Source organism: Thioclava sp. (assembly GCF_048263065.1).
In the GTDB taxonomy this organism is placed as follows: domain Bacteria; phylum Pseudomonadota; class Alphaproteobacteria; order Rhodobacterales; family Rhodobacteraceae; genus Thioclava.
The window spans coordinates 13,966-28,138 of the sequence record NZ_JBLXEM010000029.1 but is presented as its reverse complement, the minus strand read 5'-3'; the positions used below and the strand labels follow the sequence as shown (position 1 = coordinate 28,138).

Genomic DNA, 14,173 nt, shown 5'->3' with positions numbered 1-14,173 from the left:
TCCTCTTGATGCAAGGCAAGGCTTGCCCCTATAAGCGGCCGAGTGCTCCCTTAGCTCAGCTGGATAGAGCAGCCGACTTCTAATCGGCAGGTCGAGGGTTCGAATCCTTCAGGGAGCGCCATTTGCATGTCCGCTTGCCAATGGAGCATAAGCGTGCAAATCGCCGCTATTCGATGCAAATGACTGTCAATAGATTTGTTTGGTGCATTCAGAAATTTTAGCCGAGCGGGAACGGCCCAAAGCTGCCGTCCTGTAGGACCTCAGATGCCGCAATGCAGTTTCCCCGAAGCAGACCTTGATTGTCAGGGCGCAAACGGTAACAGAGCGTAGATTGTATCGGCGGCTTTGTAAGCTAACCAAACAAATATTCCGCCAAGTGCAATTCGATGTCGGAGGCTTTTGTCCTTGTTTTCAGCTAAGACATTGACTGGAAAAGCCCATTTTATGTAACCGGACAAAAATCGGTACCCCAAGATAACAATGCCAAGCGAATATAAGAAGAACGCCCAGCGAAATGCTTCCAGATTGCCGCCAACCGGCAGCCAGCGCTCCATATAGTGTGTGGCAATGACTAAGCCTGCCGGCAGAGCGACCAACCACACCCCCATATCGTATGCAAATGATCGATGTATTGCCGCATACCATGTGCGGTGTTTGGCGAGTTTGGTGTCAACAATTTGCAGCGCAGCTTTATAGAACGTCATGTCATCGGCACGTACCGTCACGTTACTGGAGTTAGGCGTCGGTTCAGACAGCACAGAGAACGGATCCAAAAGTGGTGGTTTAGAAAAATCCAAGTCAACTTCAATTGTGTTCTGAGGCCTAGAATCTTGCGAATGCCGCTGCCATGCGGTGATATTGTTGAAATAGATTTTTTGGATCGGGTGCGGGAGGTTGTCGCTTTCAAAAACTTCCGCATTTTCGCCGTACAACTGCTGGTCCTGATCGCCTAAGATCGAGATTGTGAGGCAGAATGCATCCTCGAGTAAAAAATCCTTGTAGCGTCCCCACTCCTCACCAGACATCTTTGGATCGGTAGGCAATCCAGAAATAATGTTTTCGCCAAACTTGCGATTGATTATGCTAAGCTCCTGATAAAGCGCCTTCACATCATCAAGGCCTAGGCTGAGCCCGCGAGCTGATATCCTTCCTTCAAACCAGCCAACCGGTGTTCTCTTCGGTGGGAGGTCCTGTTTGATCTGAATTTCGTTAGATTCTTTTTCCATACTTCAACATATAGTGAGGCATCGCCTGAAGTGCACTACCGCTATGAAACGAAACGACCCTTAGCGGTCATTGACGCACCTCGCGACTGAAGTCCGCAATGGGCCCAATTCTACAGACCGAGCAGTTTCAGTAATCCGCAGCCCCAGCGAAATCGAGCGAGAACGGGCTAACACTTCGTTGCCTTTCAGTTACCTTCGTTGGAAGCTCGTTGCTAACCCGGACCGATGCACATCGTCACTTTTTTACTGCTTTGGGAGGCACAAATTCCATACTAAATTCTGGCTCACCAACGAGGCTTTCAAGGTCACCTGCTGATAAAAGATAGCGAAACCCCCAAGGGCTGAGGGTTAACAGGCCTTCGCGATTAATCTCAGCTTCTCGTTCATCCCACAAGCCACGTGCCTCAATGTCATTCAAGAGCTCGGCAAACTGGTCTTGCGGCAGGTCGATTTCAGACGGCTCAAAACCTTGGTCAAGGAAGTCAATGTTCGAGGTCACGGGGCAGCCACTCATTCTGAACACGACCATGATGCGGCCACCAAGATACTTATTGATCGCTTCCTGCACTAAATACTCTGGCGAGGTGACTGGCCCGGGTGAAGAGCAGCTGATAGAAAATGACCCTGTTTTGGAATCAAAACCGACCGTGTGGGGCATTGGTGGGTTTGCGCTAAAGCGTCCGATGATCTCTTGTGGTGGATCATATGACTGAACCGCAGACGTTCTAAGCATTTTAAGGGTTTCGAAGAATGCCAGACCGATGCCAACAAGGTCAAACACTTCGGAGTACTCTATGCGCGTCGCGTTTCCACCGTTCCTTCGGCGCAGACGCAACCCATCATTCCATAGGATATAGTCGGAGTGATACATCCCATTGCGTACATCGTCACGGAAGACATTCTCTAGAGCCGACGATAATCCTATCATACCGATCTTCCGAGCATGGGTCGCCAAATCGCGGAACGTGGCATTTGCGTTTGGTCCAATAACGCGTTTGGGATTCTTCCTCACTCTCACCAAGTCCTGAAAGGGCCAAAGGTTGTATGGGGCACCTTCCACTATGCCCATCATATTCTTTAGGGTTTCATACACGCCACCCGCCTCAGATAACTGACTGTAAAGAAGCAGAATTACTCTTATGTCAGCGATAGATTCTACTGGGCCCGCAGCCAATCGCCCGCTCAACTCCGCGTACACTTGTTCTGCTGTAATCGTGGTGGACCAACCAGCATCCTGTGCGCCCCGAAATTCGCCACTGAGCGACCCCGCAAAATCGAGTTCGCTCATCTGGCGAACAAATTTGAAGAGAAGCCCCATCTGTCGGGCTGTTTCATTTGCGAACGTAATTGTGTTTTCCATCGGGATGCCGAACCACCAAGTTTTGATAGGAGCATGATTTAAAATTAACTCGTAATGCCTACCTAGTCTGCTGTCCCAGACAAAAGTGCAACATACCACCTATGACCGGCTTTAACTCGCCTTTCTGGAACCAGCGCAGAATTACAAGAAACCAAGCAGGAGCAACGAATGGCAGCAAAGCCCGGCACGCTTGCCCCATCCGAAACCGGCGATTATCAAACCCAAGGACCCTCGTTATGACAGAGGGACGACGGGGGCAGGTAATGAGTAAGGAGTGTGTGGCATGATAATTACGGTTGCCTTTGATGTGAAGAATTATGTCGAGGTTATGGAAGGTTGGCCGCTCAAGCAGGAGAACATGACCTTCTTTTTGGAGCGGGAAGGCAATGTTCTAAAGAGGGTCTGCCTCTCATTTTCTGGCGTGGGTGTTGAACATGCTCCAAGCCTTACACAGCCGAGCGGAACAAGCGGGAGCGCGAATCTGAAAATAAACGATGGTGGCTACGCTGCCTTGGCGAGAAAGAGGATCATGAACTGGCAAGCGGTTGTTAGCGGAATTCAGGTCGTTAACTTGGACTACGATAGTTTTGAGATGCAGTTTCACGCTGAGGATATCGAAGAAGAGTCTCGCATTCACTTAAAGTCATTCAAATCTAGCTATGATCAAGCACTCAATTCTGCCTGCGATTTTGAGCAGATCGGGAGGGCATTTTGTGCTAATCCGATCACAGATGATCGAATAGAATCGACGTCTCATTATCGCGAAGGCCGGCTCGCGTTCGAAGCAGGGCGATATGTAGATGCCTATAACAATATGTTCTTGTTCTTGGAGACCAGATACTGCGACGGAAAGACTAAGACGGCACAGCAGGTTGAATTGCTATCAAATAAGCAAGCTTTGTGCTTGAGCATCGAGGAAGCTGCTGTAGAGCTTTCAAAGTCTAACCAAAACGGCAAAAATGAAAAGTTTGATCTGTTTAATTCTAACGCCAGTGTTCGAGATAAAATTAAGGCCCTTGTCCTTCTTCGAGGAAAGCTCCGACACCATTCTCTCAAGAGTCCCTATCGGTGGGACCCAAATAAGCAAGACGAGCACAAGGGCGAAGCACGGTTTTTGATCGCTGTTGTACATAACATCGTCATAAAGGAATCTTTGGAAGATATTTATGCTTCGGAACCAGTTAAGAAATTCCGGGAGCAATCGGTTAACAGCGGAAATGAAATCAAAATAAAACTCACAACTCACCGACTGAAAAACGAACGAGCGCTAGCGCTCGACATGAGCTACCCAACTACAGTTGTTTCTAGCCTGCTATGTGTGAATACGGTCCGGTATGCGATTGAGGCATGTGAAAGGGACGGACAGCTCGCTGACACGACTAAGTTTGAGGCTGTCCACAGTGGACGAGATTTAGAACTGTTCTCCTTAGATTTTGATGTTTGGGCGTATACAACAACACGAGAAATAGAGACAAAGAAGCCAATTGAATTCATCCGTTGCAGTTTTGAGCGGTCTCAAGCTGCGTTGATAACTAGGCACGAATTTTCGATTCCGTGTCAGGGGGATAGACTCACTATTTTGGATGTTTGGAAACTATTGAAACGCAGCTTCGATCATATCGAGCACAAAGACCCCACTACGCGAGTAATGAGTCTGAAGCTCCTCATTAACGAAGGCACAAAATCGATTGTCACTTATCGCGTCGGGGCACTGGCGAGAAATTAACTGTGACCTAAAGGGAGCTGCTCAGCCAAGGCCTGTGTTTCCAGCAGTAGTTTGTTGCGACGGATATCGCCAACCCTGCTTGCGGCAGCATCTACTATTTTTGCCATCAGAGTTTTATGTTCGTTCAATCCGTTTTTATGTAGAGCTGCCATTGATGCATGACGCAACGAAGTCCGCATTCCGCCATTCATGTCGCGCACCTTTAGCGGCCATGAAATTGAAAATATCCGCCCGAATTCCGCTTCTGGACCCTAATAAAAACGACGAGATTGCCTTGCCGTGCGAGCTTTAAACTAGATAACTTTTGATTGAACCTAGGCTTGATTGCAAACTTTAAAACGGTAGTCTAATCCCATGTTCCGTCGAGTTTCTTATGTAGCCCTATCGGCCGTCCTTTCAGGCCTAACTGCCGCGCCCGTATGGGCCCAGAGTTTTTTTGGCGGGCAAGACTGTGCGATTATCGCGGCCTCTAGATCGACTCTGTTGGAGGCCCGTCAGTGGATTTATGAGAACAACTTTGAAGACCAAGCTTATGTCTACCTAAGTCAGAATGGCTGGTATGCTATCGCCCTCGGCTTGGTCGCAAAATCTGAATCTCGGGCTGTCATTGATAGAAGCGTTCGGCTGGGCAGTCTGCCGTCAGATGCTTACTGCTCCACAGGGTCTCAGTATATCCAACAGGTGGATTGGAGGTCTGGGTCATCACAGCCGGTAGGATCACCAACGGACTTGTGGTCTGAGTTCGATGCGAGACCGCTTACAAAATCAGAGAAGAGGTTCCTGCAAGCCGGGCTGGCCCATGCTGGGCACTATGCAGGTCTGCTAGATGGTGTCTGGGGGCGAGGTAGCCAGGCATCCTTAGAGTCCTACTCCCGAAAGGAGCATAATCGAGAGCCTTTGAACTCTGATGCAGCCTTCTTAACCATGACTTTTGTTGTAGACATCGACGAAGGCGGGTGGCGGCCGGTGGTTCTTGACAGGTTGGGCATGAATGTCGCTATGCCGACAAGCCTGATGACCGTAACGGATCAATCTGGGACGTCCACAGCTTGGAAGCACAATCACAAAGAGCTGTACGTGGTCACCGGAAGGTATAGCTCAGACTTTCTTGCGAAGCACCATGACTTCGTTGAGAGCAATGCTTCCTTTCGTGATGAAGTTTATAAGGTTCGCGACAATACGCGTTGGGTAACTTCTTCGAAGAACAGTAAGGGGTCGTCCTACTCAAGAAGCGAGTACATCAATGGTGCTTGGTCAACGGTATTCATTACCGGGGATGCCAGAAGCGAGCCTGAGTTGGGACTTATGATCTCTAGCATTTCCACCGAGCGGGCAACCTCCCTTGTACCTCCTACGGATGGTGTACTGCTGCGCAATGCGAGACTTCTGCTTGAAGAAATGAAGGCTTCTGAGAATACCGGCACTGGGTCAGGTGAGGTTGGGGTTTCAGAAGAGCGCCGCAGACAGCCCGCTGCACCCAACAGGGAGCCATCTGATGCGTCTGGGACTGGCACAGGCTTCCTTATCAATACTGAGGGTGTGTTGCTGACGAATGCCCATGTCGTTGATGGTTGCTCCTCGATCAAGGTGAACGGGCATCAGGCAAATCTGTTGGCTTCCAGCAATACCTTCGATCTCGCCGCAATCTCAGTACCAGGCGCACCCCTTGGAGAGCCGCTGCAGTTTTCTACCAAGAGCGCTGGGCTGAATGCGGACATTACAATCGCAGGGTATCCGTTGCATGGTTTGCTAGGGGGCCTAAACGTCGGGCGTGGTTCGATCTCTGCCCTGAAAGGCTTGAGGGGCGACGAGATCAACCTTCAGATTTCGGCTCCAGTCCAACCTGGCAATAGTGGTGGCCCAGCAGTGGATAGGTTTGGCAATGTAGTGGGTGTTGTGGTTTCTAAGCTTGATGCGGTGGAAATCGCAGACCTGACAGGGGATATCGCTCAGAACGTCAATTTCGCTGTCCGTGGGGATCTGGCAAAGGTCTTCTTGTCGTCAAACGGGATCGCATTCTTAGAAGCGAAGGGAGACGACCCTATGGATGGAGAAGCTATCGCTCAACGCCTGCAGCAAGCCACACACCTGGTTCAATGCTCCGGCTAAAGGCTAGCTTTTTCGGCAATCCCCCAAAATTAAGGGTCTTTGACGGTAGAATTTTATCGAATGTTGGAAAAGGAAATTTTTACGAAGGCAAAACTAAGCCTCAGAAAGCACCCTCTCGACATCTTTGCGGAGATAGAGGCGGCCGAAATTCTTTCCTTTCGGTGAAAAGGGCTTAACATTCTCTACTTCCAGGTTCTTTAGCAGTGTGCGCCGATACCTTCCAAACTTTCGCTCCATAGTGGCAGGAGTGAAAAACTTCTCATGAAAGGATTCTACATCCTCGAGTGAAACGTAGAGTTTATCACCGCTCTGAGATAGGATGCGTGTCCCAGATGCGTAGCCAGCTGCTGCCAAACTCTCAAACCAACCCTGATCTCGCATTCCTACAGAACGGCCAAACGCAGCCGCTGTAATCAAATCAGTGCTGTTTAAAGCAGATATAGATTTTCTAAGCTCATCTATTTCAAATTTCGAAACCCTAAAAGCGGCGTAACCTCTCAAATCGTGGCATTTTCCCAAGCGAATACTACGGTCACGGATGGCGGCAATAATTGTCTCAACACTTAATCTCGTACGATTCTTTGACTGCGAAACGCCTTCCCATCGATCTCCGAATGATCCAACCGGGACACTCAACTCCTCCAGTTCTTCGACAAGTTGAACACCATCGTGCAAACGCCATGGCGCTTTTATCTTAGGGTTACCGATAAAAGGCTTCAATATACCACTGTCGACCAAAGACCGGAACTCCGACCGCGTCATATTCATCGCAGCGCACATCTCTGCAGGCCCAACCAGCTTAGGAATCTCTTCCAAGAACTTTTCGTAAAGGCCTGCGCTAAAAGTTTTCCGAGAATTGGGAGAATCAGCACTATCGGAAATAGCCCCACAGTCAATTAGTAATTCCTGCATCAACTTAGGTCCAACATTTGCTTCTTTTGCCGCAGTCACCACAGAGTGAAGGCGGCGTTCAGGCTGAACGTATCCTAGAACAGTATCGCCTTTCGCGACCGGCCAGACGTCAATAATACAGTCCCGCAAGATCTTTCTAAAAGGTTGAAACTCGTCTTTAAGGAGATGGGCTCTCCCTAGATCGGTGTAAAGTTGGCCGAATGCCTTTTGTGGTTCATCCTGATTTCCATCCGCTCGGACAGATAAGCCAAAGAGTACTTCCCGTATCGCTTCCTCGCCGTGTTTGGCAGCATTAAAACCTTCTGCCTGAGCAGATCGGTATGCCTCTTCATCCTTCAAGTCCGATATATTTTTGAAGCCCAACATTTGCGCTCCAAGTAGCCGGCAAAAGGTCGATGAGGCGTAGAGTGAGTGGTTTGCCAACCACGTTTCATCGCTGCCATTGGCAAGTCGGCCATCTAACCAATGTTCAAACGATGAGGGATCCACCTGCAGATGGTTAAATCGGCGTTGGGCAATATCGCTTACTATATCGCCAAAGCGGGACTGGAGGTCGAATCTCTCGACGGGGCGAGCAAATTCCCATAGGGGCACCAAAGGACGATGATGAGACAGGCAAATGCGTACTTCCCTCAACCCCCAGTGACCACGCAAGTACATGCGGGTAAGTGGGCTCTTCGTGCTAGCCTCAATATCCTCTCGCAAACAACTAGGGCAACCACGTACTATTGGATTACGCAAAGCACGAGAGACGAATGTTTCACCCCTGAACTTCATTTGGACGTCCCCGATACTGTAACCTGTCCAAGAACATAGTTCTGAGATTTGGGTATCGCTTAAACCACCACACCTGGCGAGCGCTTGCAAAGCACCCTTTTCCAGACTGACGATTTTTTTCAACGAAAAGCCCATGTCTAGGGCAAAGTCTGCTGCAGGCACCCCATTAGCTGCGGAAATTCTAGCTAAAAACGATGGAACTGTCTCCCGGGGACTAGGAGCTGGGCGCAGAGGAAGTGGTGTGGACACAGCTAAGTAAAGTACTTTAAGGGACGGTTGTAGGCAAATATGCTCCAGTCCGACGCCAAAGTCTATGAGCTCGTCAATCTAATCATCACTGCGATCATTAGCTAAGGCTATACCCTAAGATGACAAAACCGCCGGCGGCGCTCGCCGCCGCTTTTGCCGCCTCCCACGAGAAGCCATTTGGGCGAGACACAGCGAATGGCTGCTGTCAGCACCTCCAAGACATTTGCACAGGGTGCGGCGAGAGCCCGGGCGCCGCCATGGAGGGCGGAATGCAGACATTCGCTGCGGTTGTGAATTCGCTGCCACTGATCGTCAAAAAGCAGACCTACAAACTGACGTTTGGGTCCATTATTCAAAACAGTAATAAGAAAAATCTTCCATAAGGTTAAATGTTAGACCCCGCAAACTCCGCTTCTAAGTAGGGAAAGGTATTGCCAACACAACTTAAAGTAAGCAAGTTAGCTTCGATCACCTGACCTTTATTATGAAGTAGTCGATTTTCAATAGGGAGCGAAATCATTAATTCAGTGAGATCAATTGACCTACGTCTTGTCGATGACCTCGTGGATTTCGTCCGAGGACCCGGTTTCGTGTTAGATTTTTCTGATACAAGTTTCGCTGACTTTTTTTCGACGGAACTCAAGATTAACATCGATGAAGCTAAATACGCTGTGAGAGGAAGCTCCAAAGGGAAACGACTCCGCTACTTTTTGCAGAATTGCGACAATGCTACGGCTATCCAAACTCTCTCTGCGCTGTGGGAGTATCGCACTGACTATTTGGCAAGAAGCGGTGAAGATGAACCAGTGAAAAACGTAGAGGCCCGGTATCGAAGCCTATTAGACCGCCTTTCAGCCACTGGTGCCAAAAAACCTAAGGACAAAGAAATTGACCCGGCTCCAGAGATAGATCGCATCAATATCGTAAAGATCAAAACAGACCTGATGCGAGTCACTTCACTCAGCCCCCAAGAGCGTGGGTTTGCTTTTGAAAAGTTTCTTAAAAACTTGTTCGATGTATACGGACTAAAGGCGCATGCGTCGTTTCGACTTCAAGGCGAACAGATAGACGGCAGTTTCCAATTGGGGAGTGAAACCTATCTTCTGGAAGCAAAGTGGCAAGGAAAACCCACTGGGGTCGCTGATCTGCATGTGTTTCATGGCAAGATCGAGCAGAAGGCTGCTTGGGCTCGTGGTTTGTTTATCAGCACGAATGGCTTCACTGAGGATGGTCTTGTTGCATTTGGAAAAGGCAAACGCGTTATTTGTATGGACGGCTTGGATCTGTTTGAGATACTCGACCAAGAGATTTCGTTCACCCAGGTGCTTGAGCGCAAGGTTCGCAGAGCCGCCGAAACTGGGTCTCCGTTCATTCGTGTTCGCGACCTCTTTTCTTACTAATTGGGAGGAGGAGCATGGCACAGTTTAACGATTGGTGTGAGACTTCTGACGAACCAGTTGGGACACACTATTTACGTGTTTTAACTGGGCAACAGGATCGCATCGACGTAGGGGTAGGCGCGACTGCCTCGATTGTTACGGGGCACTATGCTTCGGAGGAACATGTAGCGCGTGCGCTCCGAAGGTTGGGAAAACCCGCAGCAGCCGATTTGATTGAAGAGAAACTCCCAACAACTAAGAATATAAGGTCTGGCGATCTAGGGGAGATCTTTGCGACCGAGTGGATTGATGCCTTCAGCGGAGGTTATTGCGCGCCAATTAAACGGCTACGCTGGAAAGACCATCGAAACATGGCAATGCGCGGAGAGGACGTCATAGGAATGCTTCTCGACCCACAAACGCAGCGATTGCGCTTTCTGAAAACGGAGGCCAAGAGTCGAGTGGCACTTACTGCCCAGGTACTTGCGGAAGCGCGCGCTGGCCTCGATAAGGAAGGGGGTCTACCGTCCGCTCATGCCCTATCGTTCATATCGGCTCGTCTTCTCGAACTTAATAATTTGCCCCTTGCAGATGCCATTGATGATGCGTTGCTAAAATATGGAATTCCTTTGCAAAACGTTACGCATCTGCTCTTTATTTTCTCTGGAAACGCGCCGGACGCCCTAATACGAACTTCTCTCCAAGCCTATCCAGGTCAGGTTCAACAGTGGGGCGTCGGCTTGCGTATCGAAGGCCATGCCGCCTTCGTCGGCGCAGTCTATGACCGGGTGATTGCTGATGCCAACAACGCCTGAAGCTATAGCAGCCGATATCGAAGAGGCGGCTACCGCTGGCTTTCGCGGACAATTAATCGCACGCGGTCAAGCACGGGCTATCATCTGGCGAGATGGAGTTCTTCCACCCGACCCACCAAATTTTTCTCCGCAGCTTAGCCAGGATCTGCATTCCTACGGTTATTCCCTTCTCGGGCTTGGCATGCGTTTGCGTGAGCTTGGTGGGGATCCTGCACAGGCACGAGTTGCTTTTGAACGATCCGCCACCGCTCTCGAGGCAGTTATTGCCAAAGGCAGTCCTGAAGAAGTCGACCGTGATTTCCATTTTGTCATGGCAGCAGCGAGTTATCACCTGGCGCACCTTTCCGCTCGGGCGTACTCGCTTCTGACAGCTATTGAAACTAACGAGAACTTTTCGCCCATTGAGCGCGTTTTGGTGCAACTCATGAAGCGGGATTTCGGAGCTCTTCGTGCCAACATCCTAGACTATCGGGCATCTGGCGAAGCCAGCGATGATCGGATCGCCGAAAGTATCCAGGCTTCTATTGAACAGATTGCAGCGCTTCCTAAGAGTGAAGGTCACGATTTCCTCTTCGACGGATTAAACATAGCACTGACTGACGGTTTCTTTTCTGCAGTGGCATCATTCCTCGTCGCTCTTGAACGTGGGGAGCGACCTCTACTTGATCAGGCATTGGAACGCTTGCAAGTAGGCCTCTCAGTATGCAGCGAGTTGAACATGCTGCCACAGTGGTGGGCCCACCGAGTTGCGATCCACCTGTTGACCGATTGGTGGTCGTGTACATTCCACGAGAGACTACCCCTACAGCCAATCGGTGGCGAAGCAGCCGATTGGAGCAATCTCCGCAAGTTGTTCATTTCCCTTTTGCAATCACGCGTAAGGGCTGAAGTCGATCTCTGGCCATCGCAGATTGAGGCAGCCTCTCGCGCCGTTGACCAATCTGATGATCTGGTGATTTCGTTACCGACAAGTTCAGGAAAAACGCGCATTGCAGAGCTTTGCATATTGCGCTGTTTGGCTGGTGGTAAACGTGTCGTCTTTATCACCCCCTTGCGCGCGCTCTCCGCGCAGACGGAAAATACCTTACAAAAGACTTTTGGGCCGCTTGGTAAAACAATTTCATCGCTTTATGGAAGCATTGGGGTCAGTGGCTTTGACGAGGATGCGATCCGAGACAGCGATATTGTCGTCGCCACACCAGAGAAACTAGACTTCGCACTCCGGAACGATCCCTCGCTTTTAGACGACGTGGGTTTGCTAGTATTTGACGAAGGGCACATGATCGGCCCTGATGAACGTGAAGTGCGCTACGAAGTTCAAATTCAAAGGCTACTTCGTCGCCCAGATGCGGATGAAAGACGAATTGTGTGCCTTTCAGCGGTGTTGCCTGATGGCGACCAGCTCGATGATTTTGCCGCTTGGTTGCGTCGGGATGATGCCGGTGGTGTCATTAAAGCTGATTGGCGCCCGACGCGACTGCGTTTTGGAGAGGTGGTGTGGACATCGCCATCAGCGCGCCTGAATCTACGGATTGACGATGAACGCCCTTGGGTCCGGAATTTTCTTGTAGGCGTCGCTCCTCCAAATTGGGTTTTGCCAAAGCGTCAGAGAACACGCCTTTTCCCCGACGATCAAAGGGAGCTTTGTTTGGCGACGGCCTGGAGACTAGTAGATGATGGGCAAACGGTCTTAATCTACTGCCCAGAACGGCGCAGTGTAGAGCCATTCGCCGACGTGATTATCGATCTGTATCAACGAGGTGCTCTACCTTCTTTGTTAGACGTTGATCCCGAAGTGCTCAATACTGCAATTGCGCTTGGGGAAGAATGGCTTGGCACAAACAGTAGCATCCTCAAGTGCCTCCGCCTTGGTATCGGATTGCATCACGGAGCACTGCCGTCTGCATACAGGAAGGAAATAGAGCGACTCTTACGTGATAACGTCTTAAAGGTCACAATCTCCTCCCCGACGCTCGCCCAAGGTCTCAACCTGTCTGCAACGGCGCTCGTCTTTCATTCGCTGCACCGGTTTGGCGAACGGATCAAGGTTTCTGAATTCAAAAACATAATCGGACGTGCTGGGCGTGCATATGTTGATGTTGAAGGCTTGGTTCTTTTCCCAATGTTCAAGGATGCTCAAAAAAAGCGCTGGCATTGGGAAGCTTTGATTGATGATCTTGGTGCGCGCGAAATGGAGAGCGGCCTCGTGCAACTTGTTGGGCTACTGCTGGTGCGAATGTGGAAACGCGTCGGTGGAGAGCTGGATCAACTAATCGAATACGTTGTCAATAACGCAGAAGCATGGATATTTCCGGAGGTCGACAATGAGGAACCTGATGTTCGCGAGCGCGCGCTCGTGAATTGGGAACAGCATGTTGCGACATTAGACACGGCGATCCTCGGTTTGATTGGCGAGAACGAGGTCCCTGACGAGGGCATCGAGATCGCTCTGGATGATATACTTCAGTCGTCCCTCTGGCACCGCAGATTGGCGAGACAGGGCGAAAATGAACAACGAGCCTTAACTGCAGGCCTCGTCTCACGTAGCAAGCTCATTTGGAGCCAGTCTACTGCGGTAAGGCGTCGCGGGTATTTCCTCGCAGGCGTCGGCTTGAAGACTGGTCTCGCACTCGACGCTATTGCAGCCGATGCCAACCAGCTACTTGTTCAGGCAAACGGCAGTATCCTAGCTGCCGATACTGAAGCCTCAATTGCAGCGATTACGAGCATCGCTGAACTGGTCTTTTCTTTTTATCCTTTCAAGCCTGATCCAATGCCGGCAAATTGGCGTGATATCTTGCGCGCTTGGTTGCTCGGGCTGCCTATCGCAGCCGTCGCGACAGGGCAGGAGACAGAAACACTGCGGTTTGTGGAAGGCGGATTAGTCTATCGATTGCCCTGGGCTATGGAAGCCATTCGTGTAAGGGCGATTGCCAACGGTGACACCATTGGCGATTTTCAGATTGATGACCATGAGCTTGGTTTTGCTGTCACGGCGGTTGAAACGGGTACATTAAATCGGCCAGCTTCCATCCTCATTCAAGCAGGTTTCCACTCGCGGCTCGCGGCTATCAAGGCGGTTAACGATACCGGCGCGACGTTCCGAACGGGTCAGGAGCTGCGTCAATGGCTTAATTCTGAAGAAATATTAGGGTGGAGCGCGCTGCCAAATTGGCCAACCTTGGAAACAAGAGCAATGTGGATAGAGTTTGTACGCAGTTTTTCTCCTAATGAAAAGTTGATTTGGGCAGACCGCCGGTACTGGGCGGGGGTGGAATGGTTCGGCTCGCCGCCTGCGTCTGGCACGCCAGTCCAAATCTATGAATGGACTGGAAATCCGCATGTCTTTTCCACTGATGGCGTGCCACTCGGTCTTGTTGAGGCCGCACTCAACCCTAGAAGAACGGGACTCCTGCACGCCGAAGTGGGTCCTGACGGCGACCGTATCGACATCAAATACATTGGTTCTAATGACCTGGCTACAGGCTAACTAATTACGCTCCTCGTGAGAAAGGCTGGCTTTCAAAGGACGACAATTGGCGGTTCGTTCGTTGCCCGTCGATAGGGCCACAAGAATGCTGCGTTGCGCACGAATGTCCAGTTTGGGGAAGCTGCACCGC

Annotated in this window: 10 protein-coding genes, 1 tRNA gene and 1 pseudogene; 7 read left to right on the top strand and 5 right to left on the bottom strand. The window is 50.4% G+C overall.

The genetic code is table 11. The features are described 5' to 3' along the window. Window positions 1–44: 44 nt before the first annotated feature. Window positions 45–121: transfer RNA gene (locus tag ACN0SD_RS17980), tRNA-Arg, on the top strand. A gap of 181 nt (window positions 122–302) precedes the next feature. Here ACN0SD_RS17980 and ACN0SD_RS17975 read toward each other — a convergent pair. Further along, the gene (locus tag ACN0SD_RS17975) at window positions 303–1,226 is read right to left on the bottom strand and encodes a hypothetical protein (RefSeq protein ID WP_417809594.1); all 924 of its coding nucleotides are present in this window, start codon (window positions 1,224–1,226) and stop codon (window positions 303–305) included. Between the two features lie 235 nt (window positions 1,227–1,461). After that, window positions 1,462–2,586, bottom strand: a complete 1,125-nt coding sequence (locus tag ACN0SD_RS17970; RefSeq protein ID WP_417809593.1) for a hypothetical protein — start codon at window positions 2,584–2,586, stop codon at window positions 1,462–1,464. A 283-nt stretch (window positions 2,587–2,869) separates the two neighbouring features. Between ACN0SD_RS17970 and ACN0SD_RS17965 the strand changes: the two genes are divergently transcribed. Next, window positions 2,870–4,312 (top strand): hypothetical protein, encoded by a 1,443-nt coding sequence (locus tag ACN0SD_RS17965; protein WP_417809592.1) that lies wholly within the window; start codon window positions 2,870–2,872, stop codon window positions 4,310–4,312. Here the strand turns inward: ACN0SD_RS17965 and ACN0SD_RS17960 are convergent. After that, window positions 4,309–4,503: a hypothetical protein gene (locus tag ACN0SD_RS17960; RefSeq protein ID WP_417809591.1), complete on the bottom strand. Its 195-nt coding sequence runs from the start codon at window positions 4,501–4,503 to the stop codon at window positions 4,309–4,311. The two genes, ACN0SD_RS17965 and ACN0SD_RS17960, sit on opposite strands and share 4 nt — an antisense overlap. Window positions 4,504–5,209: 706 nt before the next feature. On the opposite strand from ACN0SD_RS17960, the gene ACN0SD_RS17955 reads away from it, so the two are divergent. Continuing rightward, window positions 5,210–6,421: a S1C family serine protease gene (locus ACN0SD_RS17955; RefSeq protein ID WP_417809590.1), complete on the top strand. Its 1,212-nt coding sequence runs from the start codon at window positions 5,210–5,212 to the stop codon at window positions 6,419–6,421. 93 nt (window positions 6,422–6,514) lie between these two features. On the opposite strand, the gene ACN0SD_RS17950 is transcribed toward ACN0SD_RS17955, so the two are convergent. Together ACN0SD_RS17950 and ACN0SD_RS17945 are read right to left on the bottom strand one after the other, a co-directional pair. Continuing rightward, the gene (locus tag ACN0SD_RS17950; protein ID WP_417809595.1) at window positions 6,515–7,699 is read right to left on the bottom strand and encodes a hypothetical protein; all 1,185 of its coding nucleotides are present in this window, start codon (window positions 7,697–7,699) and stop codon (window positions 6,515–6,517) included. Window positions 7,700–7,939: 240 nt separating this feature from the next. Next, window positions 7,940–8,359: pseudogene (locus ACN0SD_RS17945) on the bottom strand (TniQ family protein); the annotation flags it as partial. Between the two features lie 119 nt (window positions 8,360–8,478). Between ACN0SD_RS17945 and ACN0SD_RS17940 the strand changes: the two are divergent. The 4 genes from ACN0SD_RS17940 (at window position 8,479) to ACN0SD_RS17925 (ending at window position 14,043) form a co-directional block, all read left to right on the top strand. Beyond that, window positions 8,479–8,742 carry a hypothetical protein gene (locus tag ACN0SD_RS17940; protein ID WP_417809589.1) on the top strand — a complete coding sequence of 88 codons (264 nt, stop codon included), beginning with the start codon at window positions 8,479–8,481 and terminating at the stop codon, window positions 8,740–8,742. Window positions 8,743–8,949: 207 nt separating this feature from the next. After that, entirely contained in the window at window positions 8,950–9,759 is an 810-nt protein-coding gene (locus ACN0SD_RS17935; protein ID WP_417809588.1) for a restriction endonuclease, read from the top strand. A 14-nt stretch (window positions 9,760–9,773) separates the two neighbouring features. After that, a complete protein-coding gene (locus tag ACN0SD_RS17930) occupies window positions 9,774–10,553 on the top strand; it encodes a Hachiman antiphage defense system protein HamA (RefSeq protein ID WP_417809587.1) in 780 nt (259 codons plus the stop codon). After that, window positions 10,537–14,043 carry a DEAD/DEAH box helicase gene (locus ACN0SD_RS17925; protein ID WP_417809586.1) on the top strand — a complete coding sequence of 1,169 codons (3,507 nt, stop codon included), beginning with the start codon at window positions 10,537–10,539 and terminating at the stop codon, window positions 14,041–14,043. The genes ACN0SD_RS17930 and ACN0SD_RS17925 overlap by 17 nt, the downstream gene beginning before the upstream one ends. Window positions 14,044–14,173 lie beyond the last annotated feature (130 nt).

Bases quoted from the DNA above. Each gene is read 5' to 3' on its own strand.
- ACN0SD_RS17950 (WP_417809595.1), bottom strand. From the start codon at position 7,699: ATGTTGGGCTTCAAAAATATATCGGACTTGAAGGATGAAGAGGCATAC.
- ACN0SD_RS17960 (WP_417809591.1), bottom strand. From the start codon at position 4,503: ATGAATGGCGGAATGCGGACTTCGTTGCGTCATGCATCAATGGCAGCT.
- ACN0SD_RS17965 (WP_417809592.1), top strand. From the start codon at position 2,870: ATGATAATTACGGTTGCCTTTGATGTGAAGAATTATGTCGAGGTTATG.
- ACN0SD_RS17930 (WP_417809587.1), top strand. From the start codon at position 9,774: ATGGCACAGTTTAACGATTGGTGTGAGACTTCTGACGAACCAGTTGGG.
- ACN0SD_RS17970 (WP_417809593.1), bottom strand. From the start codon at position 2,586: ATGGAAAACACAATTACGTTCGCAAATGAAACAGCCCGACAGATGGGG.
- ACN0SD_RS17975 (WP_417809594.1), bottom strand. From the start codon at position 1,226: ATGGAAAAAGAATCTAACGAAATTCAGATCAAACAGGACCTCCCACCG.
- ACN0SD_RS17940 (WP_417809589.1), top strand. From the start codon at position 8,479: ATGACAAAACCGCCGGCGGCGCTCGCCGCCGCTTTTGCCGCCTCCCAC.
- ACN0SD_RS17925 (WP_417809586.1), top strand. From the start codon at position 10,537: ATGCCAACAACGCCTGAAGCTATAGCAGCCGATATCGAAGAGGCGGCT.